Annotated in this window: 25 protein-coding genes; 9 read left to right on the top strand and 16 right to left on the bottom strand. The window is 55.5% G+C overall.

From position 1 onward, the window contains the following. Positions 1-35: 35 nt before the first annotated feature. Positions 36-332: a YicS family protein gene (locus tag INF77_RS07745; RefSeq protein ID WP_028014983.1), complete on the top strand. Its 297-nt coding sequence runs from the start codon at positions 36-38 to the stop codon at positions 330-332. Positions 333-376: 44 nt separating this feature from the next. Here INF77_RS07745 and INF77_RS07740 read toward each other — a convergent pair whose 3' ends face one another. Next, a complete protein-coding gene (locus INF77_RS07740) occupies positions 377-1327 on the bottom strand; it encodes a LacI family DNA-binding transcriptional regulator (protein WP_041911696.1) in 951 nt (316 codons plus the stop codon). Positions 1328-1620: 293 nt separating this feature from the next. On the opposite strand from INF77_RS07740, the gene INF77_RS07735 reads away from it, so the two are divergent. From INF77_RS07735 to INF77_RS07710, 6 genes are all read left to right on the top strand, one after another. Next, positions 1621-1935, top strand: a complete 315-nt coding sequence (locus tag INF77_RS07735) for a PTS sugar transporter subunit IIB (RefSeq protein WP_014830072.1) — start codon at positions 1621-1623, stop codon at positions 1933-1935. 11 nt (positions 1936-1946) lie between these two features. Continuing rightward, entirely contained in the window at positions 1947-3272 is a 1326-nt protein-coding gene (locus INF77_RS07730) for a PTS sugar transporter subunit IIC (protein WP_028014981.1), read from the top strand. Positions 3273-3289: 17 nt separating this feature from the next. Next, positions 3290-4666: a glycoside hydrolase family 1 protein gene (locus INF77_RS07725; protein WP_048959751.1), complete on the top strand. Its 1377-nt coding sequence runs from the start codon at positions 3290-3292 to the stop codon at positions 4664-4666. A 5-nt stretch (positions 4667-4671) separates the two neighbouring features. Next, the gene (locus tag INF77_RS07720) at positions 4672-4974 is read left to right on the top strand and encodes a PTS lactose/cellobiose transporter subunit IIA (protein ID WP_028014979.1); all 303 of its coding nucleotides are present in this window, start codon (positions 4672-4674) and stop codon (positions 4972-4974) included. A gap of 138 nt (positions 4975-5112) precedes the next feature. Beyond that, a complete protein-coding gene (locus tag INF77_RS07715; RefSeq protein ID WP_041911699.1) occupies positions 5113-6492 on the top strand; it encodes a carbohydrate porin in 1380 nt (459 codons plus the stop codon). Between the two features lie 147 nt (positions 6493-6639). Further along, positions 6640-7545 carry an EamA family transporter gene (locus tag INF77_RS07710; RefSeq protein ID WP_028014977.1) on the top strand — a complete coding sequence of 302 codons (906 nt, stop codon included), beginning with the start codon at positions 6640-6642 and terminating at the stop codon, positions 7543-7545. Positions 7546-7593: 48 nt separating this feature from the next. On the opposite strand, the gene nepI is transcribed toward INF77_RS07710, so the two are convergent. Beyond that, entirely contained in the window at positions 7594-8784 is a 1191-nt protein-coding gene (nepI, locus tag INF77_RS07705) for a purine ribonucleoside efflux pump NepI (protein WP_049000261.1), read from the bottom strand. Positions 8785-8991: 207 nt separating this feature from the next. On the opposite strand from nepI, the gene INF77_RS07700 reads away from it, so the two are divergent. Beyond that, on the top strand, positions 8992-9990 hold the full coding sequence (locus INF77_RS07700) for an aldo/keto reductase (RefSeq protein WP_192971844.1): 999 nt from the start codon (positions 8992-8994) through the stop codon (positions 9988-9990). A gap of 62 nt (positions 9991-10052) precedes the next feature. On the opposite strand, the gene INF77_RS07695 is transcribed toward INF77_RS07700, so the two are convergent. The 8 genes from INF77_RS07695 to INF77_RS07660 are packed head-to-tail and all read right to left on the bottom strand — an operon-like array spanning position 10053 to position 15977. Then, complete coding sequence (locus tag INF77_RS07695) at positions 10053-11228, bottom strand: acetyl-CoA C-acetyltransferase (RefSeq protein ID WP_059357165.1); 1176 nt, start codon at positions 11226-11228, stop codon at positions 10053-10055. Further along, positions 11225-11638 carry a carboxymuconolactone decarboxylase family protein gene (locus INF77_RS07690; protein ID WP_028014973.1) on the bottom strand — a complete coding sequence of 138 codons (414 nt, stop codon included), beginning with the start codon at positions 11636-11638 and terminating at the stop codon, positions 11225-11227. Before INF77_RS07690 ends, INF77_RS07695 begins: the two co-directional genes overlap by 4 nt. After that, entirely contained in the window at positions 11625-12845 is a 1221-nt protein-coding gene (locus INF77_RS07685; RefSeq protein ID WP_088204453.1) for an MFS transporter, read from the bottom strand. The genes INF77_RS07690 and INF77_RS07685 overlap by 14 nt, the downstream gene beginning before the upstream one ends. Positions 12846-12866: 21 nt before the next feature. Then, on the bottom strand, positions 12867-13517 hold the full coding sequence (locus INF77_RS07680) for an HAD family phosphatase (RefSeq protein WP_028014971.1): 651 nt from the start codon (positions 13515-13517) through the stop codon (positions 12867-12869). Positions 13518-13520: 3 nt separating this feature from the next. Continuing rightward, positions 13521-13745, bottom strand: a complete 225-nt coding sequence (locus INF77_RS07675) for a 2-hydroxymuconate tautomerase (protein WP_041911708.1) — start codon at positions 13743-13745, stop codon at positions 13521-13523. 7 nt (positions 13746-13752) lie between these two features. Further along, positions 13753-14586, bottom strand: coding sequence for a hypothetical protein (locus INF77_RS07670; RefSeq protein WP_193531946.1), 834 nt, complete (start codon positions 14584-14586; stop codon positions 13753-13755). Beyond that, on the bottom strand, positions 14579-15355 hold the full coding sequence (locus tag INF77_RS07665; protein ID WP_193531945.1) for an AfsA-related hotdog domain-containing protein: 777 nt from the start codon (positions 15353-15355) through the stop codon (positions 14579-14581). The genes INF77_RS07670 and INF77_RS07665 overlap by 8 nt, the downstream gene beginning before the upstream one ends. 10 nt (positions 15356-15365) lie before the next feature. Beyond that, positions 15366-15977: a hypothetical protein gene (locus INF77_RS07660; protein WP_028014967.1), complete on the bottom strand. Its 612-nt coding sequence runs from the start codon at positions 15975-15977 to the stop codon at positions 15366-15368. A gap of 187 nt (positions 15978-16164) precedes the next feature. On the opposite strand from INF77_RS07660, the gene INF77_RS07655 reads away from it, so the two are divergent. Continuing rightward, on the top strand, positions 16165-17085 hold the full coding sequence (locus INF77_RS07655; protein ID WP_193531944.1) for a LysR family transcriptional regulator: 921 nt from the start codon (positions 16165-16167) through the stop codon (positions 17083-17085). Here INF77_RS07655 and INF77_RS07650 read toward each other — a convergent pair. The 6 genes from INF77_RS07650 to uhpA all read right to left on the bottom strand — a co-directional run bounded on the left by INF77_RS07650 (position 17082) and on the right by uhpA (position 23776). Then, positions 17082-17534 (bottom strand): DUF1198 domain-containing protein, encoded by a 453-nt coding sequence (locus INF77_RS07650; protein ID WP_193531943.1) that lies wholly within the window; start codon positions 17532-17534, stop codon positions 17082-17084. The two genes, INF77_RS07655 and INF77_RS07650, sit on opposite strands and share 4 nt — an antisense overlap. Positions 17535-17685: 151 nt before the next feature. Beyond that, positions 17686-18690 carry an alpha/beta fold hydrolase gene (locus INF77_RS07645; protein WP_126818368.1) on the bottom strand — a complete coding sequence of 335 codons (1005 nt, stop codon included), beginning with the start codon at positions 18688-18690 and terminating at the stop codon, positions 17686-17688. A 163-nt stretch (positions 18691-18853) separates the two neighbouring features. Next, a complete protein-coding gene (gene uhpT / locus INF77_RS07640; RefSeq protein WP_028014963.1) occupies positions 18854-20245 on the bottom strand; it encodes a hexose-6-phosphate:phosphate antiporter in 1392 nt (463 codons plus the stop codon). A gap of 132 nt (positions 20246-20377) precedes the next feature. Further along, a complete protein-coding gene (locus tag INF77_RS07635; protein ID WP_063155232.1) occupies positions 20378-21688 on the bottom strand; it encodes an MFS transporter in 1311 nt (436 codons plus the stop codon). Then, on the bottom strand, positions 21681-23186 hold the full coding sequence (gene uhpB / locus INF77_RS07630) for a signal transduction histidine-protein kinase/phosphatase UhpB (protein ID WP_193531942.1): 1506 nt from the start codon (positions 23184-23186) through the stop codon (positions 21681-21683). The genes INF77_RS07635 and uhpB overlap by 8 nt, the downstream gene beginning before the upstream one ends. Further along, positions 23183-23776: a transcriptional regulator UhpA gene (uhpA, locus tag INF77_RS07625; protein WP_022646555.1), complete on the bottom strand. Its 594-nt coding sequence runs from the start codon at positions 23774-23776 to the stop codon at positions 23183-23185. The genes uhpB and uhpA overlap by 4 nt, the downstream gene beginning before the upstream one ends. Positions 23777-23789 lie beyond the last annotated feature (13 nt).

The raw sequence follows: 23789 nt of genomic DNA, 5'->3' as shown, positions 1-23789 counted from the left end.
CATGGGAAGCCTGTGACGTCTAAAGGGGGTTGTTGATGAAAGCTGCGCACCTGGTCTGCCTGCTGGTTTGTCTGCTCTTCGCCGCGTTTGTCCATGCTCAAGAAAAGGACGATCCGGCGAAAGAGGCGCAGATTAAGCAACAGGTCCTGAAAGATATTAAGAAAACCTGTACGCCACAGAAAAAGCAGAGCGATAAGGCCTGGCAGGAGATGATTTTGTCGTCCGAGGCCAATCAGCTGCTGATCAAAAACGCCATCACCGCCGTGAAGCGCGACAACCTGGACGCCTACTGGGCTGCGGTTGGTCAGGTGGATTGTCTGGAAGATTATTGAGTTCTCGCCGGGTGGCGCTGCGCTTACCCGGCCTGGAAAATGTTTTAACGCTTCCGCACGTCCGGAATGATGAGATCCCCGCGCAGAACATAGGACCCGAGCATCTGCGTTTTCTCCGTCAGCCAGCTTACGATACGCGCCGCCATGGCATCCATGGAATATTCAATCGCCGGGATCACCGGAATACCCGGCAGGTGCAGCGATCCGGCAAGGCTAAAGACCATAATGTCGTCCGGTACGGATTTATTAAACGCCTGCAGCTGCGGGATCACCCGCTGGGCTTCCTGCTCGTCCGCCACCAGTAACGCGTTGAAGTTCAGCGTGGACGCGTTGTTGAGTAATTCCTGAAGCGCAACGGACGAGGAGGTCGCGTCCATAAAGACGAGGTTGCGATTAAAAGGCAGGAAGTTTTTCTCCAGCGCGTGCTTATAGCCGAGCAGCACCTGGTCGGCAAACCCGCTGCCGTGCGGGTGGATCAGCGCAATCTGGCGACGCCCCTGGCTGGTTAGATAGTTACAGGCGGTTTCGGCGGCAAAGGCGTGATCGAACTGGATGCTGTTGGAGTTATCAGCCTCCATGCAGTCCACCAGAATGACGTTGTCCATATCCACGTCCAGCGGGAAACGGGCGCCAATCACCAGAATGTCGTCACACAGGCCGCAGGAGAGTTCTTCAAGAGCATTCATCACTTCCGCTTTGCTATGGGCGAAGCGCAGCAGCAGGTGTTTTTGGTGCTGGCTGAGCTGTTTTTCCAGCGCGTAAAGATACCCGGTGGTTTGGTTAATGTTTTCCTGCGCGCAAATCACCCCAATGCAGCCCGTCGACTGGCTCAGCAACGACTGGGCAATCACGTTAGGACGGTAGTTCAGCTCATCCACCGCCTTTAGCACGGCCTGACGGCTGGCTTCCTTAACGCCACGTGACCCACTCAACACTCGCGATACCGTGGCTTTAGACACCCCGGCCAGACGTGATACATCATTGATTGTCGACATCTCTTTCCCCTGGCAGGCTAACCTCGCGCCTGCAAATTCCATAACCGCTACGGCTCACATTATAGCCAGAACGGAGTATATCCGTTTCCGTTTTTCATGGAAACCGATTTTCCGTTTCCACTCAAAATGATGTCAAAACAGCCAAATTATGTGACACACATCCGGTTAATTAGCCTCATAAGTATTGGATCTTGATGGTTATCACAGTTCTGCTTTTTATAAATGGAAACCGGTTTCCGTATCATGTCCAATCATCTTCGCAATAACTATTTACATTTAGAGGATGGTTGTCGATGTTCAAGATTATGCTGTGTTGCTCTGCCGGGATGTCCACCAGCCTGCTGGTCAGCAAAATGGTCGATGTCGCGAAAGAACGTGGTTTGCCGGTGAAGATTGATGCGTACGGTGTTTCCGAATTTGATACGCAGTTTCCGCAATACCAGGTGGTACTTCTCGGACCGCAAGTGAAATACATGTTACAGACACTCTCAGACAAGGCGGCTACGAAAGGCATTCCGGTGCAGCCCATCGATATGATGGACTACGGCATGCAGCGTGGCGATAAAGTACTGGACTATGCTCTGTCGCTCATCGAAGCGGCACACTAAAAGGTGTTCACATGAGTTCGTTATATCAATCCATGGTCGCGGTGATTGAGCAGTCAATTACCCCGCTGGCCGCAAAGCTGGGTCAGCAAAAGTATGTGATTGCCATCCGCGACGGCTTTACCGCCGCGCTACCGTTTATGATCATCGGCTCGTTTATGCTGGTGTTCATTTTCCCGCCGTTCTCGGCGGATACCACCAACAGCTTCGCCCGCGGCTGGCTGGATTTCTCCCAGACCTACCGCGAACAGCTGATGCTGCCGTTTAACCTCAGCATGGGCGTGATGACCTTCTTCATTTCGGTGGGGATTGGGGCGAGCCTGGGGCGTCAGTTTAACCTCGACCCGGTGATGTCCGGCCTGCTGGCCTTTATGGCCTTCCTGCTGGTCGCCGCGCCGTATGCCGACGGTAAGATCTCCACCCAATATCTGTCAGGTCAGGGCATCTTTACCGCGCTTATCACCGCGATTTACGCCACCCGCGTCTATGCGTGGCTGAAGCAGAACAACGTGACCATCCGCCTGCCGAAGGAAGTGCCCACCGGCGTGGCGCGTTCGTTTGAGATCCTGATCCCGGTGATGGTGGTGATCGGTACGCTGCACCCGCTGAACCTGTTCATTGAAGCGCAGACCGGAATGATCATCCCGCAGGCGATCATGCACCTGCTGGAGCCGCTGGTATCCGCATCCGACTCCCTACCCGCGATACTGCTCTCCGTGCTGCTGTGCCAGATCTTCTGGTTTGCCGGTATTCACGGCTCGCTGATTGTCACCGGCATCATGAACCCGTTCTGGATGGCGAACCTCTCCGCAAACCAGGCGGCGCTCGCCGCAGGCGCGGCGCTGCCGCACGTTTACCTGCAGGGCTTCTGGGATCACTACCTGCTGATTGGCGGCGTAGGCTCCACGCTGCCGCTGGCGTTCCTGCTGCTGCGCAGCCGCGCCACGCACCTGCGCACCATCGGCAAAATGGGCATTGTGCCGAGCTTCTTTAACATCAATGAGCCGATTCTGTTCGGCGCGCCGATCATCATGAACCCGATGCTGTTTATCCCGTTCGTGTTTGTTCCGCTGGTCAATGCCTGCCTGGCGTACGGCGCAACGAAGCTCGGCTGGCTGGCTCAGGTGGTGTCATTAACCCCGTGGACCACCCCCGCGCCGATTGGTGCCTCATGGGCGGCAAACTGGGCGCTCAGTCCGGTGATAATGTGCCTGGTTTGTATGGTGATGTCCGCGCTGATGTACCTGCCGTTCCTGCGCGCCTATGAGCGTACGCTGATGAAAAACGAAGAGCAGAAAGCCCAGGCAACCGTCGGTACCGCTGAAGCCGCAAGCAATTAAGTCAAAGAGGAAAGGACATGAAATACGCATTTCCCGATAACTTCTGGTGGGGCAGCGCAAGCTCCGCTCTCCAGACCGAAGGGGCAAGAGAGGGGGAAACCACATGGGATTACTGGTTTGCCCGCGAGCCGAACCGTTTTCACAACGGCGTGGGGCCGCAGCAGACCTCCACGTTTTATCAAAACTGGAAAACGGACATTCAGCTGTTAAAGCAGCTGAACCACAACAGCTTTCGTACCTCGATTAGCTGGGCACGCCTGATCCCCGACGGTATCGGTGAAGTGAACCCGGAAGCGGTCGATTTTTACAATCAGGTCATTGATGAGCTGAATGAACAGGGCATCACGCCGTTTATCACCCTGTTCCATTTCGACATGCCGATGGCGATGCAGGAAATCGGCGGCTGGGAAAACCGTGACGTGGTGGACGCTTACGCCCGCTATGCGCAGATCTGCTTCGAACTGTTCGGCGACCGCGTGCTGCACTGGTTTACCTTCAACGAGCCGATCGTGCCGGTGGAAGGCGGTTATCTGTACGACTTCCACTATCCCAACGTGGTGGATTTCCGCCGGGCCGCCACCGTGGCGTATCACACCGTGCTGGCCCACGCGAAGGCCGTTCAGGCTTACCGCGCCGGACATTACGCGGGGGAGATCGGCATCGTGCTGAACCTGACGCCGTCCTACCCGCGCTCGCAGAACCCGGCGGACGTGAAGGCGGCGCATATCGCGGACCTGATGTTTAACCGCAGCTTCCTTGACCCGGTACTGCGCGGGGAGTATCCGGCCGACCTGGTGGCGTTGCTGAAATCCTACGATCAGTTGCCCGCCTGCAAACCGGAAGACAGCGCGTTGATTGCGGAAGGGAAAATCGACCTGCTCGGCGTGAACTACTATCAGCCGCGCCGCGTGAAGTGTCGCGACAGCGCGGTGAACCCGCAGGCGCCGTTTATGCCGGAGTGGTTCTTTGATAACTACGAGATGCCGGGCCGCAAGATGAATCCGTACCGCGGCTGGGAAATCTACGAGCCGGGTATTTACGATATTCTGGTTAACCTGCGCGACAATTACGGCAACCCTCGCTGCTTTATTTCTGAAAACGGCATGGGCGTCGAAAATGAACAGCGTTTTATTGAAAATGGCCAGATTAACGATCAATACCGCATCGAGTTTATTTCTGAGCATTTAACGTGGCTGCATAAAGGGATTAGCGAAGGGTGCAATTGTCTTGGCTACCATATGTGGACGTTTATTGATAACTGGTCGTGGTGCAATGCCTATAAAAACCGCTACGGATTTATCCAGCTTGATTTAAAGACGCAGCAGCGCACCATTAAGAAAAGCGGAGAGTGGTTTGCCGCCACCGCCTTAAATAATAGTTTTGAAAAAGAGTAATAATGATGATCGCACTAGAAGAAGCCGTAATGGAAATTATCGTCAACGCCGGACAGTCCCGCAGCCTGTGCTTTGAAGCGCTGCACGCGGCGCGTCAGGGCAACTTTGACGAGGCCAAAAGCCTGCTGCACGAAGCCGACGGCTACGCGCGCCAGGCGCACAAGATGCAGACCAAACTGATCGAGCAGGATGCAGGCGAAGGCCGCCAGCCGATGACGTTAATCATGGTGCACGCGCAGGATCATTTAATGAATTCCTTATTAGCGCGTGAACTGTCTGAAGAAATTATTCATTTATATCAGAGATAGTCTATGGCGAAATAAAGTTAATGTAATACCTCTGTACCCTAAATAGAGATCCACTTGTTCTGATGATAGCGACATACTCTGTCAGATCGGAGCGGGATGGTTATTGTCTGAATAAAATTAAACTATATTGAGATAACCATGAATACGATTAAAAAACTTCCATTAACCATGGCGGTTATCGCCGCGCTTTGCCCAATTTCCGTACTCGCACAAGAATTTACCCAGGAGCAAATCGACGCCATTGTGGCGAAAGCGGTAGATAAAGCTTTGGCCGAGCGTCAGGCCAAAATGGATGCGGCGGTTGCGAAAAAAGCGGACGTGGTAACCGAGCCGCAAAGCGCGGCGCAATCCCCGGATATGGCGATCCCGTTCGGCATTAAATTTACCGGCTACGCCCGCTACGGCGCGCACTTCCAGGCCGCCGATCAGAAATACGTGGCGGTGGACGGCTCCTACAACGGCGCGTCCGCGATTGGTCGTCTGGGTAACGAAGGTAACGGCGGGGAATTCCAGCTCTCCAAGGCCTTCAAAGGGGACAACGGCGCCATCTGGGACATCAACGTGATGATCGACCACTGGGGCGACGAGGTTAACCTGAAAAAAGCCTACGCGGGGGTGACCAACATTATGGCCTCCAACCCAAATGCCTACTTCTGGGCCGGTCGTGACTTCCACCAGCGTCCGCAGCAGGGCATTAATGATTACTTCTGGATGAACCACGACGGCCAGGGCGCAGGCGTGAAGAACTTCGACATCGGCGGCGTGCAGTTTGACGTGGCTGCCGTGGCGGCAGTCGAATCCTGTAGCCCGGAAGTGATGGAAGACGAAGCGAACCCGTCGCGCATCACCTGTACCGGCGGTTCCGGCACGGGCGACAAGGGCAACTACGCCGCGACCTCCAAAATCCACGGCATGAAGCTCGGCCCGATCGACATGGAGCTGTACGCCAACTATGGCTTTGATTCGAAAGCGGTTGAAAGCGACGAACGCCTGAACGCCTGGCAGGGCGGCGTGGTGCTGAGCCACACCAACGACAGCGGCGTGAATAAGGTGATCGCCCGCTACTCCGATAATGCGGATAACAGCGTGTTCAACAAAACCGAAGATCTGACCACGGTCTACGCCAGCTTCGAAGGGCTGTATAAATTCACCCAGGCCACGCAGGTGGAGTACATCCTCGCCTTCCACGACTACGACAACAGCCGCGATAAGACCGACAACCGCAAGAACTACAACGCCATCGTGCGCCCGATGCACTGGTGGAACGACGTTCACTCCACCTGGCTGGAAGCAGGCTGGCAGCACGTTGACTACGACAACGGCGGCGACAACAAGGGCTGGAAGCTGACCCTGTCGCAGAACATGTCTATCGCCATGGGGCCTGAGTTCCGTCCGATGCTGCGCTTCTACGTCACCGGCGGCAAAGTGGATAATGAACGCACCGCGCGCGTGAACAATACCAAAGACGAGACGCTCGACGACTTCAACGTCGGCGCGATGTGGGAGGCGTGGTTCTAAGGTCAACAACATGCCGGGTGGCGCTACGCTTACCCGGCCTACGGTTTTCCCCCTCTCCCCATGGGAGAGGGCCGGGGTGAGGGCATCAGGCCGCACACAACCATGCTATGCTGTTGGCCAATTAACGACAACATAGCAGGGGAGAAAATGGGTTCCACACGCAAAGGGATGCTGAACGTCCTGATCGCCGCCGTTTTATGGGGCAGTTCCGGAGTTTGCGCGCAGTACATCATGGAGAAAAGCCACATTTCTTCGCCTTACCTGACCATGGTTCGCCTGCTGTTTACCGGCGTGATCCTGCTGACGCTCTCCTTCGTTCACGGCGACAAGATTTTCTCGATCATCAAGCATCGTAAAGACGCGCTCAGTCTGCTGTTTTTCTCGCTGGTCGGCGCACTCACCGTGCAGCTCACCTTCCTGCTGACGATTGAAAAATCCAATGCCGCTACGGCGACCGTGCTCCAGTTTCTGTCGCCGACCATCATTGTGGCGTGGTTCGCCCTGGCGCGGAAAACGCGTCCCGGCGTGTTTGTCCTGTCAGCGATTTTTACGTCGTTGATCGGCACCTTCCTGCTGGTGACCCACGGCGACCCAACCTCGCTCTCCATCTCCCCTGCCGCGCTGTTCTTCGGCATCGCCTCGGCGTTTGCCGCCGCGTTTTACACAACCTATCCGTCAGCGCTGATTGCCCGCTACGGCACGCTGCCGATTGTCGGCTGGAGCATGTTGATTGCCGGGTTAATGCTGACGCCGTTCTACGCCGGGCGCGGCACCACTTTCGTGATTGACGGCGGCCTGCTGCTGGCGTTTTTCTACCTGGTGGTGATCGGCACGGCGCTGACGTTCAGCCTGTACCTGAAGGGCGCGCAGATGATCGGCGGGCCGAAGGCGAGCATTCTGAGCTGCGCCGAGCCGCTGAGCAGCGCGCTACTGTCGGTGGTGTTACTAGGCGTGGCGTTTACGCTGCCGGACTGGCTGGGGACGCTGCTGATCGTGTCGTCGGTGGTGCTGATTTCGATGGATTCGCGTAGAAGGGTTAAGGCATCGGCGTAGCCTGATGCCCTCACCCCAACCCTCTCCCACGGGAGAGGGAGAAAAACACTACTTCGCCTTAACCTTCCCCGCCACCAGCAGCGCGGTCAGCAGCATCAGCGTGCCGGAGATCACCAGCGGTGACGTCAGCCCCAGATGGTCGAGCGCCACGCCGCCAATGGCCGCACCGCAGGTGTTCGCCAGCTGGATCACCGCCACCTGAATCGACCCGGCTTTTTCCGCCTGATCGGCAAGCGTTCGGGTGATCCACGTCGACCAGCCCACCGGTACCAGCGCAAAGGCAAAGCCCCAGATAATCGCAATCGCCGAGGCAACCCATTTGTCGCTACCCCACAAAATCAGCACCGTGGCACTCACCGCCAGCAGCAACGGCGCACCCGCCAGCGCCACCTTCAGGGAGCGCTTCAGGAACTGGGACGACAGCGACGTGCCGATAAAGCTGGCGATACCGAAGCTCAGCAGCACCAGCGTCAGGCCGTCCACGTCAAAGCCCGCCATGGTCATAAACACCGGGCGGATGTAGGTGAAAAAGGCAAACTGCCCGGCAAAGGCCATAAAGATGGCGGTCATCCCCGCCAGCACGCCCGGACGCTTGAGCAGCGCGAACATGTTCTGTTTGTGGTGCGCCGCTTCGCCCGGTAGGGACGGCAGCGCCTTCCACACCCAGATAATGCAGAGCACACCCATCACTGCCGCCGCGTTAAAGACGTTACGCCAGCCGATAATCCCACCAAGGAAGCTGCCCAGCGGCGCGGCAATCACCAGCGCAATAGAGACCGCGCCGAAGATAACGGACAGCGCTTTTGGCACGGTGCGCGCGGGCACCAGGCGCATGGTCAGCGAGGCCGACATCGCCCAGAAGCCGCCTAATCCCAGCCCCAAACAGGCGCGACCGAGTAGCAGCAGGGTGAAGCTTTCCGCGAAAGAGACCAGCAGGCAGGAGAGCGTCAGCAGCACGCTGAACAGAATGACCACTTTGCGGCGATCAATCGCGCCAATCACCTGAGTGATAAACAGGCTGGCGAACATCGCCACAAAGGCGGTGACGGTAACGGACTGCCCCGCCACGCCTTCGGAAATGCCCAGATCCTGCGCCATCGGCGTCAGCAGGCTCACCGGCAGAAACTCAACGGTAATCAGGCAGGCGACGCAGAACGCCACGGAGAAAACCGCCGACCAGTTGGGGCGCGACACCTCTTTGGTCTGCGGTCTGGTTGTGGGCTGGATATGTTCTGTCATGGCGTCACCTGAAGATAAAAACGTGCGGAAAAGTCGCGCAGTTTATCATCAAAAGTGTGACGAATTTAACGTTTAGACAACTTTTGTCGTTTTTAATGATTCGGAAGGCAGAGCGGCGGTGACTGATACCTTTTCAGCATAACGAAAATGAAAATTCAGTAACCACAATTGAGGTGAAACAATCATAGCGTCTGAAAAGGAGAAACTATGAAAACACGTACTTTATCTCAAAATCTTACCGTCAGTGCCGTCGGCTACGGTGCCATGGGTCTGAGTGAATTTTATGGCCAGACTGATGACAAAGGCTCACTGCAGGTATTGCATAACCTCATCGATCTGAACGTGACGTTTATTGATACCGCAAATTTATATGGCCGTGGCCATAATGAAAGGCTAATCGGTCACTTTCTTGCCGGGCTGGATAAAAACACTCGCGACCAGTTCAAAATCGCCACGAAGTGCGGCATCGATCGCTCTCCTGACGAGTCCTACGCCCGCACCATCAACAATACGCCGGACTATATCATCCGCTGCTGTAACGAATCCCTTAAGCGGCTTGGCGTGGAGCGAATCGACCTCTTTTATCTTCACAGAGTGAGTAACGCAACCCCGATCGAAGAGAGTATGGATTGTCTGCGCACCCTTGTTAAAGAGGGCAAGATCAACCACATCGGCCTTTGCGAAGTGTCGGCTTCAACGCTGCAACGGGCGCATGCGGTGCATCCGGTCACCGCATTGCAAACAGAATATTCTCTGTGGACACGAGACATCGAGGAAAACATTTTGCCGGTCGTGAAAGCGCTAGGTATCGGCCTGGTGCCCTACTCACCTCTTGGCAGAGGCTTCCTGACGGGAAAATACCTGAACAACAACGATTTTGCAGAAAGTGATTTCCGCAAGAATAACGAACGATTTGTTCAGTCCAGTCTCGATCATAATCGCCAGTTGCTCGATATCATTACCCCGCTGGCGACAAAATACGGCTGTACCGCAGGTCAGATTGCGCTTGCCTGGCTGTTAGCACAATACGATCGGCTGGTTCCCATTCCGGGTACTAAGCACGTCAGCTATCTGGCCGAGAACGCGCGCGCTGCCGATATTGTGCTTGAGAAGAGCGATATCGAATCGTTGAACAACCTTCATCGCCGGGTAGCGATTAAAGGCGATCGTTATTCTGCCGAGGGTATGAAGGGCGTGAATGCCTGATACAGCATCTTAAAAATAAAAAACCGGGTTTCCCCGGTTTTTTTATATCTACGGAAACGCCGTTAGCGATAAACGCTCAACGCGACGCCTTCCCCGCCGCCAACGCACAGGGCGGCAACGCCACGCCTGGCATCATTACGGATCAGGGAATGAACCAGCGTCACCAAAATTCGGCAGCCGGATGCACCTATCGCATGCCCAAGCGCGATTGCCCCGCCGTATGGATTGATACGATCCGGGGAAATCCCGGCCCGCTGAATCACGGCCAGCGCCTGGGCGGCAAACGCTTCGTTGGATTCGAGATGATCGACATCCTCAGGCTTCCATCCCGAGCGGGAAAGACAGTCGGCAATGGCCTGAATCGGGGCTGCACCCATTAATGCCGGCTGGATACCGGAATTGGAAAATACGCCCAGCGATGCCAGAACCGGCAAACTACGTGCTTCGGCAGTCTCACGCGTACAAAGCAGGACCGCCGCGGCACCGTCATTCAACGATGAAGCATTTCCCGCCGTCACCGTACCCTCTTTTCGGAAGACAGGCTTCAGTTTCGTCAATTTTTCGATACTGGTTGCACGGGGTCCTTCATCCCTCTCCACGCTGATCGTTTCACCTTTTCGCGTCTGCCACTCAACCGGGACAATTTCACGCTCAAAAATGCCACGCGCCTGCGCTTCAAGCGCATTGTGGTGAGAGACAAGGGCATATTCATCCTGCATTTCGCGGCTGATACCAAACTCCGTCGCAACATTCTCTGCAGTGATCCCCATGTGATAATCGTTGAAGGCATCCCAGAGCCCATCAGAAACCAGGCTATCTTTGAGAGTAATATCACCCAGCCGCGTTCCGCTACGCGACGTCGTGGCGATATGCGGCGCGTTGGACATACTCTCCTGACCACCTGCGATAACAAACTCAGCCTCACCCGTCTGCAGCGCCTGCATGCCAAGATGGACCGCCTTAAGCCCGGACCCGCACACTTTGTTTACCGTCAGACATTGCGTATCTACGGGCAATCCAGCATTCAGTGCCGACTGTCGGGCCGGGTTCTGGCCGCACCCCGCAGTAAGAACCTGTCCCATAATGACCTGAGAGATATCACTGGCTTCTACGCCAGATTCTTTCAGGAGCGCCTGAATGACGCGGCTTCCCAGATCAGAGGCTGAATGCTCCGCAAGCGCGCCCTGAAATGCGCCCGTCGCCGTGCGGCGGGCTGCAATAATAACAATCTCGCTCATGCGTCACTTCCCTTCAGTCCTGGCAAAGTATGGCCCGTCGCGGCCATTGCCGCGCGGTATGCAGTAAGACCATTCATGCAGGCGGGAACGCCAGCATATACCGCCATCTGTATCACAATTTCAAGCAGCTCTTCCGGCGTCACGCCGGTATTGAGCGCGCCTCGCATATGCAGTTCTAGCTGCGGCATGGCATTACCCAGCGTCACAAGCGAGGCGACGGTCAACATTTCGCGCGTTTTGAGATCCAGTCCCGGACGACCCACCACATCCCCGAACGCATAGTCGGTAATCAGGGCGGGCAGCCCCGGGTCGAGCTCGCTCAGGCGGCGGGTGACTTTATCCGCGAGCCCCGCTTCAAGACGGTCCATAATCTCTCTGCCATAGCGCGTGCGGTCATTAATTTGACTCATAAGATTTCTCCATACGGGATTGTTTTGCGGTCAACGTTGCCGGAATAACCGCGACAAGCAGAACGGACAGACCGATGGCCGTACCGGCGACGATATACAGGAGCGGCATTGAAAATGATGAAACCATCCAGGCACCGACTGACGCACCGATACCAATGGCGGTATTGAAAAATGAAACGTAGATTGCGGAGGCCGGGAAGGCTTTATCCTCTGCCATACGTAAAACCCACGTCTGGAAACCGACAAATATTCCTGATACGGCGACACCCCAGACAACCATACTGGTAAATATCAACGCAGCAGAGAGCGAGGAACCAGACAGGCCCAGGAACAGCAGCACTGCACAGATCAGCAGTACAGACAAAGAGACCGTCAGCTTGAGATACTTATCAATCAACACGCCGGTCAGGAAATTACCTGCCAGACCCGCGATGCCGTAAACAAAAAGCACAGCAGGAATAATGGTGGTGGACAGTAAACTCTGCGTGTGTAGCCAGGGTTCAATGTACGTAAAGGCAGCAAAGTGAGCCGTCACAGCCAGCAAGGTTGCTGAGTAAATTTTCCATAATGTTGACGATTTCAGCACGCCTTTAAGCGCATCCAGCCCGAGCGCGCTTTTGCTGGTAATCCTGGGGACAAGAACGCTAATACCCACAAAGGCAATTACGCTCAGCGCGGCCATCAGCCAAAATGCCTGCCGCCAGCCGAAGTGAATACCAATATAGTTGGATACCGGTACGCCAAAAACGCTTGCTGCGGAAACACCACCAAATACGATTGACGTCGCCGCCCCTATATATCTGGCAGGGACCATAGCTACCGCCGTTGCGCCGATCATCGCCCAGAATGCGCCGTGAGCGAGCGCTCCCAGTACGCGGGCGCTAAGCAGCATGCTATAGACGTTTACCGTCGCAGCCATAACGTTAGAGATCAGAAGTACCACGGTGAGCACAAGTAAAAGCCGCTTCCTGGACACATTCCCTAAAAAGACGGAGGCAAACAGCGCACTCAACGCCCCCACCCAGGCATAAAGCGACACGGTCATGCCCACCGCAGATTCCGAAGATTGTAGCCCCTCTGCGATTGGCGTTAATAATCCGACTGGCGCCAGTTCGGTGGTGACAATAGTAAAGGTTGAAATAGCCAGAATGAATAAAGCAAGCCATGACCTTAACGTCATATTCTGCGGAGTGAGTTCTGAAGTCATACTACTTACCTCAATAAGGATTTAAATAATGTGCCAATTTTTTTCAGTTGCATATCTGGTAAGCGCGGAATGCTCTCCCACACAGACGGGATGGCCAGTGGCTTCCAGCATTGGAATATCCGAAAGATCGTCGCCGTAGGCATAACAATCCACGGGGTTAATCTCTTTATCATCGCAAAAGGCGATAAGCGCGTCTTTTTTACCTGTTCCAATTGTTTGAGGCAGGCCGATTTCACCCGTCAACTCACCTTCGTCATTTATTATCACCGGCGCACAGAGTACTTCCGTTACTCCAAGATATTTTGCAATGGGTGAAAGAATCGGAAGCATAGAGCCCGATATAAATACGGTATACATGTTCTGGTTCTGATGTTTTTTAAGGGCTGAAACAGCACTCTCAATAAAAAAATCGCTTTCCAGCTTACGCCTGAACCACTTCTCACCCATTTCTTCCAGATAACGACAAGACACACCTTTAAACTGACGATAATAATCTCTGTTCAGGGCTTCCCTTGGCACGCCGTTTTTCACGTCGGTGCGAAAACGAGACATATAGCGTTGAAGACGATCGTTTTGATTATTTTCCCTGCACCAGAAATCATAGAAATCAAACATGCTTTTAATATTTATAAGCGTTTCATCAACATCAAAAAAAGCGGCATGTTTACGCAAACTTTATTCCTCGTAGTTTTTTCTTCGACTCTTAACCGGAAAATCTCTATCCGTACCAGACACGCCTGCATCCGCCCAGCGGGAAGGCGCAATTTCAGAAACCACCACGGAAATTTTATCCAGCGGCGCACCCGTGTTTTTGTGAACGGCAAATGTAATATCTTCCTGGAGTCTGATGATTTGATTTTCATCTTTCGCAGGCCAGGTCATAACATGAACAAATGGCATATTTTTCTCACTCTATAGTTGTAAATTCATCGAAGGAACGGCCTTTGAGTTTTAAATGGGCATGGATATCGCCTCCAAGACCATACAAGCCAATTGCACCGCCGTAGCTCTGACGCGAGCTCATATAAAGTACGACTACGTTAATAATTCTGTTTCCTTTCCTCGCCGGAGCCGGGAAAGGATCGGTTAACTCTGCCCAATATTCGGCATTACCTTCGCTATCGGTTATAAATACGTTGGGTATTCCCAGCGGACCTGGCCTGCTCGGATCCACCGAGGCTAGATCGTTTTCCCTGAGACTCATCACGGTGTAAACGCTATCCGGAACAAGGCTCCGGAACGAAAACGTGAACCGGGCTCGTTTCTTATCTTCGGACAATGTGACCTCAAAGTTGCCCTCTGCCTCGAGCCAGGCAGCGAGGGTCACTGGCTCGATCTCTCGCTTTCCATCGCTGCTGCGATAATCCGCGATATAGCCTTCATGAAGTGGCAGGCCAGGCCTTATTTCATTATTGGCCTGCGGCCGCTGTTCTGGTGCGAAAACCATCCGATAGTTGTTCATCGGAATGGGTAAAGGAAGAGTATGAAGAATGATGTCCTTCAACGCGTCCTGAGGCATCTTTTCCAGATCGCACAGAATGTTATAGGGTGCGACTTCCCCAAATGCCGGAAGCGGGCTGTCCGGAGAGACAATGACGCTTCGCCACTGCAGTCCGTTATCCCCTGGCACCATGCCAACCACGACAAAATTACCCTTCCCGTCCATGACCTCCGCAGGGGGGTAAAGCGGCCCCTGCGTGGTCGCAGCCAGACGGTATTTCTGGCTACGTAATTCAGGCATGCGTTACCCCCTGAGTCACCCCTTGCTGCTCAACAATGGTCGCCTGCATGGCAACCTCAGCCAGAGATTTCTCTTTCTCTGTAATCAGGGCGGAAGGATAGACGGTGAACGAGACATCCATTGTCGCGCAAAGCGTTTTATGCTGAGTGACGCGAACCTGAGCCTTGAAACGCCCCCGGCGGTCGTTAATATCTTTTTCAAGAAATTCAAAGTGGACCAGCGCCGGTAAAGGGAACAGGAAACTGGCGAAATTGATTGCCATGCTATTAATGACGTAATAGCGTCCACTTTCCTGCTGGTAAATAAATTCTTCGGTGACGCCGATAAAGGCCTGTCGGCTGGCTTCAACCAGGAGCATTCCCTGAATATGCTGCCCCGTCTGATGATCCGCCATCAATTCGCAACGCTCATCGATTAACAGCGGCATCGCATAAAGATCGTGGTTATGCTCAGCTTGTTCCGCAGATCCTATAAGTACATTCTGTTCCAGTCTTTTATGGCAATAAGCATTTTTTTTGTCGCTAACCAGTTTTTCCAGAGAGCACATTTTTAATTTATTACCATGAATCGCATTTCTTGCCTGGTTTGAAATTACCTTTCCGGCAAAATCCTTGCGCACGCCCTGCCCAACAATAATTTCATGTTCTTTATCAATGATATTCGCAGGGATTTGAGTCAATAATTCTAGCTGAGATATAGTCAGTACATCTTTACCATTGGCAAATTCATTAAATTTATCGCCAACAACTACCAACTTTTTACAGTTCATTCATTGTCCCTCAACAACAGCAAGCACGATAGATACGTGTATAAAGGCCGTCATTACCGCCAGTAATAAAGTTATCGCCGGCCTGTTGAATGATTTCCTGATAACGCGCATTGGTAAATGCTTCTTTATATGCTGCTTTATCGCCGTTGAATGAGGAGATGAACATTACACCCGGAACGCCACTGATCAGTGAATGAAATGCTTCGAAACTTTCAATCTTATCTTTGTTATCTCTTACAACATTAAAAATGGTTTCATCGCGCCACTGACGGTACTGCTGATAGTTATGCGCAGGCACTTCGACGTGTCGGAGTTGAATATAATTTGATTGTGGCAAGCTATTATTATTATCAATTGGGGATTCAACAAACTTAAGCAGTTCGCGACGGATATCGGCAGAAAGAACCTCAGAGAAACGATGGAACATGGATTCCATTTCACTTTCAACCCATGCAATTTCTTTAATATCGTTGAATGCGCGTAATTCCAGCAATTCATTAACGCCGTTTTCTTCACAGGTATAGTAGCGAACGTTTTCATTGCTTTTTAAGGAAGTAAATTCTTTTTCAGAAAAAGTGTTTTTTAATGGGAAGCGTGATACCAGTACATATTTAGACGACATAATTACTCCGAGTATTGATTAAGTGAGGATTCGGATAGAAATTTATCAATACAGGAAACTATTGGAATTGTTAAATTTGTAATATATTTTTTGTATTACTGTTAAAACGGGTTTTGCTGCCAGCATTTAGCGTGTAATATCGAAATGGAAAAAAGACGAAATACCTTTTCGCATTTAGGACCCACGTATGGCTACAGCAGAACATTTACTCAGCAATAACCTGCCCAGTATCAAACAATTACAATGCTTTCTCGCTGTTGCACATGAACTGAACTTTCGTAAGGCTGCCGAACGTCTGCGCATGACTCAACCGCCTCTGACGCGTCAGATAAAATGCCTTGAAGCGGTGTTGAAACGTCAGTTGTTCAGTCGCAGTACGCATGACGTTAGCCTCACTGAAGCAGGCCGAGCGCTGGTCGTTCAGGCAGAAAAAATACTCAAAGACATCAGCAGCTTAAAAGAAGACCCTCACTCTTCAGAAACGAATCTGCGCATCGGTCTCACGCGCACGCTTAATTTTGAATATATTGAACCTGTAAATACCCAGCTTCAAAAAATGAACGCCGGAGATGACGTTGAAACGCCCGACCTGACGTCAGCACAGCTGCTGCAAAGCTTGTCTAAAAATATGCTGGATCTGGTGCTGACCGGGGAAAAGGGAACGGGTCATGAAGACATTGTTCAATACCGCTGGGTCTGCCAGGAACCGTTGCTCATCGCAATGCCTTCTTTACATCCTGCCAGTCTGAAAGAGAAAGTCTCGCTGGAAGACATTAGCGATCTTCCACTTTTTTGGTTTTCGAGAAGCGCTAATCCGTCATTCTATGACAAATGCGAAAGCTACTTTGACACGCTTAAAACGCCGCTGAAGCGTATTAAAGAGCCGGATGATTCCCTCGTGATGCTAAGCCGTATCGCAAGAGGGAAAGGGTTTGCGCTGCTGCCTCAGTCAAAATGCACCTTCAATCAGGAGGGGCTATGCTATCGCGAACTAACGGACGATGAGGCAAAGAGATTAAATATTGATATCTATGCCGCAACTCGCCTCAATGAAAACAGAGAGGAGATCCTGAACGCTCAGAATATCTTGTGCGGCAAAAAGGCTTAATGCAGATAAAACACACCTTCTTCCGGCAGAAATAGCTGGTTATAGCGCAGCTGGAAGGCGTTCAGCTCCTGCGGATCGGGCTCCATTTCGCGCATAAAGCCAAGTGCCAGACGAATTTGCGCATCGGTAACGGGTGTGGCAAGGCGGGCTTTACGCAGCATACGGTGCCAGGTATGCAGATTCTCTTCGCTACCGTCGACAATACAGACCTGCCAGATGAGCAGCACCTGCGCGGCGTTTTGCAGATGCGCCTCGTCAGGCCGCTCAAGGTAGCGGATAAATTCATTGCCCGGTGTTTTACCGAACTGGTCAATCATCGACTCGATCGGCATCGGGGTAATCCCCAGCCGTTCGCTTAAACGTTTGATGGCGCGGCGGGAATCTGAGGTCAGGACGCGAAATCCCACCACAAACACCACGGCAAGCGTTGCCAGCATTATCCAGACCATGCGTTCTCCTTAGACTAGCCGCTCATCATAGCGGGAAACGCAGCGTGTCGACAGCGGGTACGGCCAGAATAGTGAACCGAAAAAAGCTGGATAAATGCGATGAAAGCAATCCCGCGCAGGCGTGGCTGCGCGGGCTGTTGCTGGAGACCCGTCAGCGCGCCTGAAGCCCCTTCAACAGCGCCTCGTGAAAGCGTGCGGGATCCTGCATCTGCGGCGCGTGGCCCATGTCGTTAAACTCCACCAGCGTCGCGTGCGGGATGCGCTTCGCCGTTTCTTTGCCCAGCACCGCATAGTTGCCAAGCGTCTTGCGGACCTCCGGCGGGGCGAGGTCTTTCCCGATGGCGGTGTTGTCCTTCGTGCCGATCATCAATAATACCGGCATCTTCAGGTCGCTAAATTCATAGATGACCGGCTGGGTGTAGATCATGTCGTAGAGCAGCGCCGAGTTCCACGCCACGCGCGCCTTACCCGGCCCGTTGTTCAGCCCGGCAAGCATCGTGACCCAGCGTTCGTACTCCGGCTTCCACTCCCCGGCGTAGTAGGTATTTTTCTCGTACTGACGAATGCCGTCGGCGCTGACCTTCAGCTCGCGCTGGTACCACTGGTCAACCGTGATATGCGGCACGCCGCGCGCTTTCCAGTCTTCCAGCCCTATCGGGTTCACCATCACCAGCTGCTCTACCTGCTGCGGCCACATTAGCGCGTAGCGGGTCGCCAGCATGCCGCCGGTCGAGTGGCCGATAACCGTCGCGCGATCGACGCCAAGCGATGTGAGCAGCGCGTGGGTGTTGTCCGCCAGCTGCTGGAAGGTGTACTGATAATGGTCCGGCTTGGTGGATTTACAGAAGCCGATCTGGTCGGGTGCGATCACGCGATACCCGCTGGCCGACAGCGCACGGATCGTGCCGTCCCAGGTGCCGGCGCAAAAGTTTTTGCCGTGCATCAGCACCACGGTACGTCCGTTGGGTTTTTCCGGCTTCACGTCCAGGTAAGCCATATCCAGAGACTGGTTTTGCGAGGTAAAGGTAAAGTGTTTTACCGGCCAGCCGTAGTCGAAACCTTCCAGCTTCTCGCCGTAGGTGGGGGCATCCGCAGCCATTGCGGGGGACGCCAGCGCCATCAGCAGCGCCAGGCAGGACAATCGTCGGGTTAACATGCAAGCTCTCCGTTAGCAAAAGGGGCTAAGGCTGCACGAAAGGCGGCAGCAAAAAACACTGTAGAGCATGGAGAGGAGTGGGTGTGTAAAGCGGGGTAAAGGTAGGACGAGCAAATAAAAAAAGCCCGGCATCACACACCGGGCAAAGACGTTACCTGCACACTCAGGCCGCTTTTAATTTCTGCGCGCGGTTCTCGCGGCGAATTTTACGTTCTTCCAGCACCGCGACCATCGCCATCAGGACGATACAGCCAATCGCTGCCGCATCCAGCGCCGCGAAGGTGCCCGCCCAGCCGGTAAGGCCGAAAATCGGCGTGCCGTCGGCGATCATCCCCAGGCCAAGCTTGGCGAAGCTGTCGCCGATCAGGTAGGCGAAGGTGCCTTTAATCCCATCGGCGGCGCCGATCGCTTTTTTCGGCACGAAACCTACGGCCGCCACGCCAATCAGCAGCTGAGGGCCAAACACCAGGAAGCCGAGCGCGAACAGGGACGCCAGGTAAACGTACTGGTTGCTGGCGTGCTGGTAGATGCCGAGCGTGGCGATAATCAGCGCCAGCGCGACGCAGGCCACCAGCGCGCGACGGCCGTTGGCGAGGTCGGAGAGCCAGCCCCACAGCAGCGTGCCGACCAGCGCGCCCACTTCGAACAGGGTGAAGCCCTGAATCGCCACCTCTTTCGAGAGCTTCAACTCCTGGAAGGCGTACACCGTTGACCACTGGTCGATGCCGATGCGCACCACGTACAGGAAAATGTTCGAGAAGCACAGCAGCCAGATCACTTTGTTTTTCAGCACGTACTCAACAAAGATCTGCCATTTGGACATCTCGTTCTCTTCGGTCTCTTTGTCCTCTTCGCTGATCTCCTCCCCGAACAGCTCTTCCGCTTTGCCGAGGCCGTAGGATTCCGGGGAGTCGCTGCCGAAGCGCAGGCCGATAAAGCCGACGATCAGGGCGATAATCGACGGGAAGATAAACATGCCGATCACGTGGCCGTCGAACAGATAGTTCGCGCCAAACAGCGCCACGCCTGCCGCACCCGCCCCGCCGAGGTTGTGGGAGATGTTCCACATGCCGAGGTACGAACCCCGCTTGCGGCGCGGCGTCCATTTGGTGATGGTGGAGTAGCTGCACGACCCGCCGGTGCTCTGGAAGAAACCGCTCAGGGCGTAGAAGGCGATCATCAGGAACAGGCTGACGGAGCCCGCGCCCATGCTGGCGCTGAAGCCGAGCATACAGATGGCGGAGAGGATCAGCATAAACGGCAGAAACTGCTTGGTGTTTTTACCGTCCGCGTAGTAGGACACAACCGTTTTCCCCACCCCGTAGGTGATGGAGAAGCCCAGGCCAATCATCCCCAGCTGCGTCATGCTCAGCCCGTAGGTGGAGATCATGTCGTTCTGCGCGATGTTAAAGTTTTTGCGGATCAGGTACATGGTCAGGTAGCCGATGAAGACCACCAGATAAGACTGCATGAACGGTTTGAACCACATCTTGCGCCGCACGTCGAGCGGCAGATCCAGGGTCGGCTTGCGCACCTGGTTTAAGAAGGCCAGCATGGTTGGTTTACTCCTGAGCTGATTTTTGCAGCATTGTAAAAATCAGCCGGGAGAGATGCCTGAGACAGCGTCCAGGTGAAACCGGGAAAATTTCTTAGTTTTGCGCCATTCGGCAACAAAAGGTGAGGCACGTCACGCTTCGCGCGGCGCCTGGGCGTGCAAAAACGGCAGCAGCAGCAGGGCGGAAATCCCCGCCGCGATGGCGATCGCCGCGAAGAAACCGCTCCAGTGCCAGACGTCGATGACCCGTGCCAGCGGCCAGCCGGAGAGCGATGCGCCGAGGTAGGCAAACAGCCCGACAAAGCCCGTCGCCGCGCCTGCCGCCTCCTTGTGCGAGCACTCCGCCGCCGCCATGCCGATCAGCATCTGCGGACCAAAGACAAAAAAGCCGATGGTGAAGAAGCACGCCGCCTGCATCACGTAGCTGGCAAACGGCATCAGCCACAGCGAGCCCACGGAGAGTAAAATCCCGGCGGCAAAAATCAGGTTCATCGGGCCGCGGTTGCCGTTGAACAGCTTGTCCGAGCCCCAGCCCGCCACCAGCGCGCCGATAAACCCGCCCAGCTCGAACATTGTGACCGCCGAATTAGCGGTGACCAGATCCACACCCAGCGTCTCGGACATGTACAGGTTACCCCAGTCGTTGATCGCCGCGCGCACCACGTAGACCAGCACGTAGCAGAGGGACAGCAGCCAGATGTACGGATTTTTCAGCACGTACTTGGTGAGGATTTGCTGGCGGGACAGCCCGGCGCCCTCCTGCTGCTGGGCGATCTCCATCTCGTCGTGCCGCCAGTCGCCCACCGCCGGAAGGCCGACGGTTTGCGGCCTGTCGCGCAGGCGCCAGCAGAGGAACAGCCCGGCGACAATCGCGAGGGCACCGGCAATCATCATCCCCGTGCGCCAGCCGTAGTGCAGCGCGGCAGCCCCCACCACCATCGGGATCAGTGCCCCGCCAACGTTATGCGCGGTGTTCCAGATCGCCCACCATCCGCCGCGCTCGTTGCGCGAGTACCAGGCGGTGAGCAGGCGGGCGCAGACCGGCGCGCCCCAGCCCTGGAAAAAGGCGTTCAGCGCCCACAGCAGGGCAAAGGCCCACAGCGAAGTGGAAAAGCCAAACAGGATGTTCACCACGCCGGTGGCGATCAGCCCAACGCCCATGAAATAGCGCGCGTTCGAGCGGTCGCTGACGATGCCGGAGAAGAACTTCGACAGCCCGTAGCTGATGTAAAACAGCGTCGCCAGCAGGCCGATATCGGTGCGCGTCATCACGCCGCTGGCGAGGATTTCCGGCGCGGCGGCGTTGAAGCTTTTGCGGGTGAAGTAGAACAGCGCGTAGCCGAGCCAGATGGTAATCAGGATATGGCGACGCCAGTAGCGGTAGCGGGCGTCGATTTCCGCCTTGTCGCGCAACGGAGCCGCGCTGGTTGGGGTTTTAAACATGGTACGTCCTTAACGGCAAACTGACGCTGACGCGCGTCCCGTGGGTGCAGGAGAGGGTCAGCGTGCCGCCCAGCGCCTTGACGCGCTCGCGCATGCCCGCCAGGCCAAAGCCCTGCTGGCCGGAGCCCGGCGGCAGGCCGCAGCCGTCGTCTTCAATCACCAGCATCAGGCGCTCGTCCTGCTGCCAGCCCTGGATCGTGACCGCGCTGGCATTGGCATGTTTAACGATATTGTTCAGCCCTTCCTGGCAGACGCGGAACAGCGTCACGCGCTGGCCTTCGCTGAGCAATGATTCATCAATGCGCCAGTCGAGATGGCTGACAATGCCGCGGCTTTCCAGCTCCATCTCGCGCATCAGGGAGCGTATCGCCTGCTCCAGCGACAGGTCATCAAGCTGGCGCGGACGCAGCCGTCCCAGCAAGCGGCGAACGGCGTCATAGACACCCAGCGAAAGCTGTTCGATATGCGCCCCGCCCTGCTTCACCACCGCGTTTTCCGCCGCCAGACGCTGGACGATGCCCGCCTGCGTGCGGATGGCGGTAATGGTCTGGCCGATATCATCGTGCAGCTCGCGAGCCACCTCCTGACGCACGCTCTCCTCGGTCTCCAGCAGACGCTCCGCCAGACGCCGGTTGCGCGCCAGCTCTGCTTGCAGGGACTGGTTCAGCTCGCGCAGGCGCTGAATGCCCGCCCCGAGCAGCAGCCCGGTCAGGCTCTGGGCCAGCAGCGAGAGCAGTAGATCCACCGGATGGTCGTGCCAGGTCTGGCTGGCAATCAGCGCGATAGCGTTCATCAGGGTCGCGATCAGCGCCCCCTGCCAGCCGTAGTGCCAGGCCAGGGCGATAATCGGCAGCGCCAGGCAAAACGGGGTAAAACGTGAAAGCTCGGCAGGTAAACCCAGCTGAAGCCAGAGGCTCACCACGAACAGCAGCAGATACCAGATAAGATGCCGGGCGCGCCAGTTCACCGGTTGAGACACCAGCCCCGGACCAAGCGGCTGCCAGACGGTGCTTGAGAGGTAGTGCCAGATAACGAGGCAGGTCGGCGCGAGCGTCAGGCCGCCGGTGAGGGTGAGCAGCAGCGCGTTGAGCATCTCCCTGTCGCCGACCCACGGCAGGGACTGCAGCAGCGCGGCGGCAATCAGCGCCGTCCCCTGCCGCAGCAGCGTGCGCCAGTCGCGCTGGTGACGATAGCGGGAAATCAGGGCAACGGGGAGAAGCGTAAGCAGGCTTCCGATCATCAATAATGGCAGATGCGCCAGAGCGACTTCCTGCGCCAGCCAGACCAGCAGCAGCCACTCTGCACCCAGCAACACGGGCCAGTAGCCGCGCGGGCACTGGAGCATTAACCCCAGACGCAGGCCGAAGGGAAACAGCAGCACCGCCAGCTCAGGGCGTTCCACCAGATGCAGGCTGATGCTCCACAGGCAAAACCACGCGGCGGAGAAGATAAAAAAGCTGGCAACGACGGCGATCAGCCGCGAAAACACGGGACTCATTGCCAGCTGTCGAACATGCGGCGCGCCAGCTCAACGTCGTTGCTGACGTTGAGTTTTTCCATCAGGTTCGCGCGATGGACGTGCACGGTTTTCGGCGACAGATCCAGCTCGGCGGCAATCTCTTTTACCGACATCCCCTGGGCAAGCTTCTCCGCCACCTGGCGCTCGCGTCTGGTGAGCGGATCCTGACGTCCGGCCGCCAGCTTGATGGCGATATCCGGCGTCAGGTAGCAGCCGCCGGTGGAGACGGTGCGCACCGCGGCGATCAGCTCGTCCGGGCTACAGCGTTTGGAGAGGAAGCCGCGTGCGCCCGCGTTGAGCGCCTGCTCGACCAGCGCCGGGCTGTCGTGAACCGAGAGCATGATCGTCGCCATCCCTTTCGGCAGCTGGCTCAACAGCTCCAGCCCGGAGAGATCCGGCATCGAGATGTCACAGATACAGACCTGCACCCCGCGCCCCGGCAGGCCCGCCAGCGCCTCGCGACCGGAGCCAAACTCGGCCACGACCTGAAAATCCGGTTCGAGGTTAAGAAGCTGGGCAAAGCCGGAGCGGACGATAAGGTGGTCGTCGATGAGAGCGATGGTGGTCATGTGTGTTCCTGCG

The sequence above is a fragment of the Enterobacter cloacae complex sp. P1B genome, assembly GCF_014982345.1.
GTDB lineage: Bacteria > Pseudomonadota > Gammaproteobacteria > Enterobacterales > Enterobacteriaceae > Enterobacter > Enterobacter bugandensis.
This window is presented reverse-complemented; position numbering and strand designations above follow the sequence as displayed.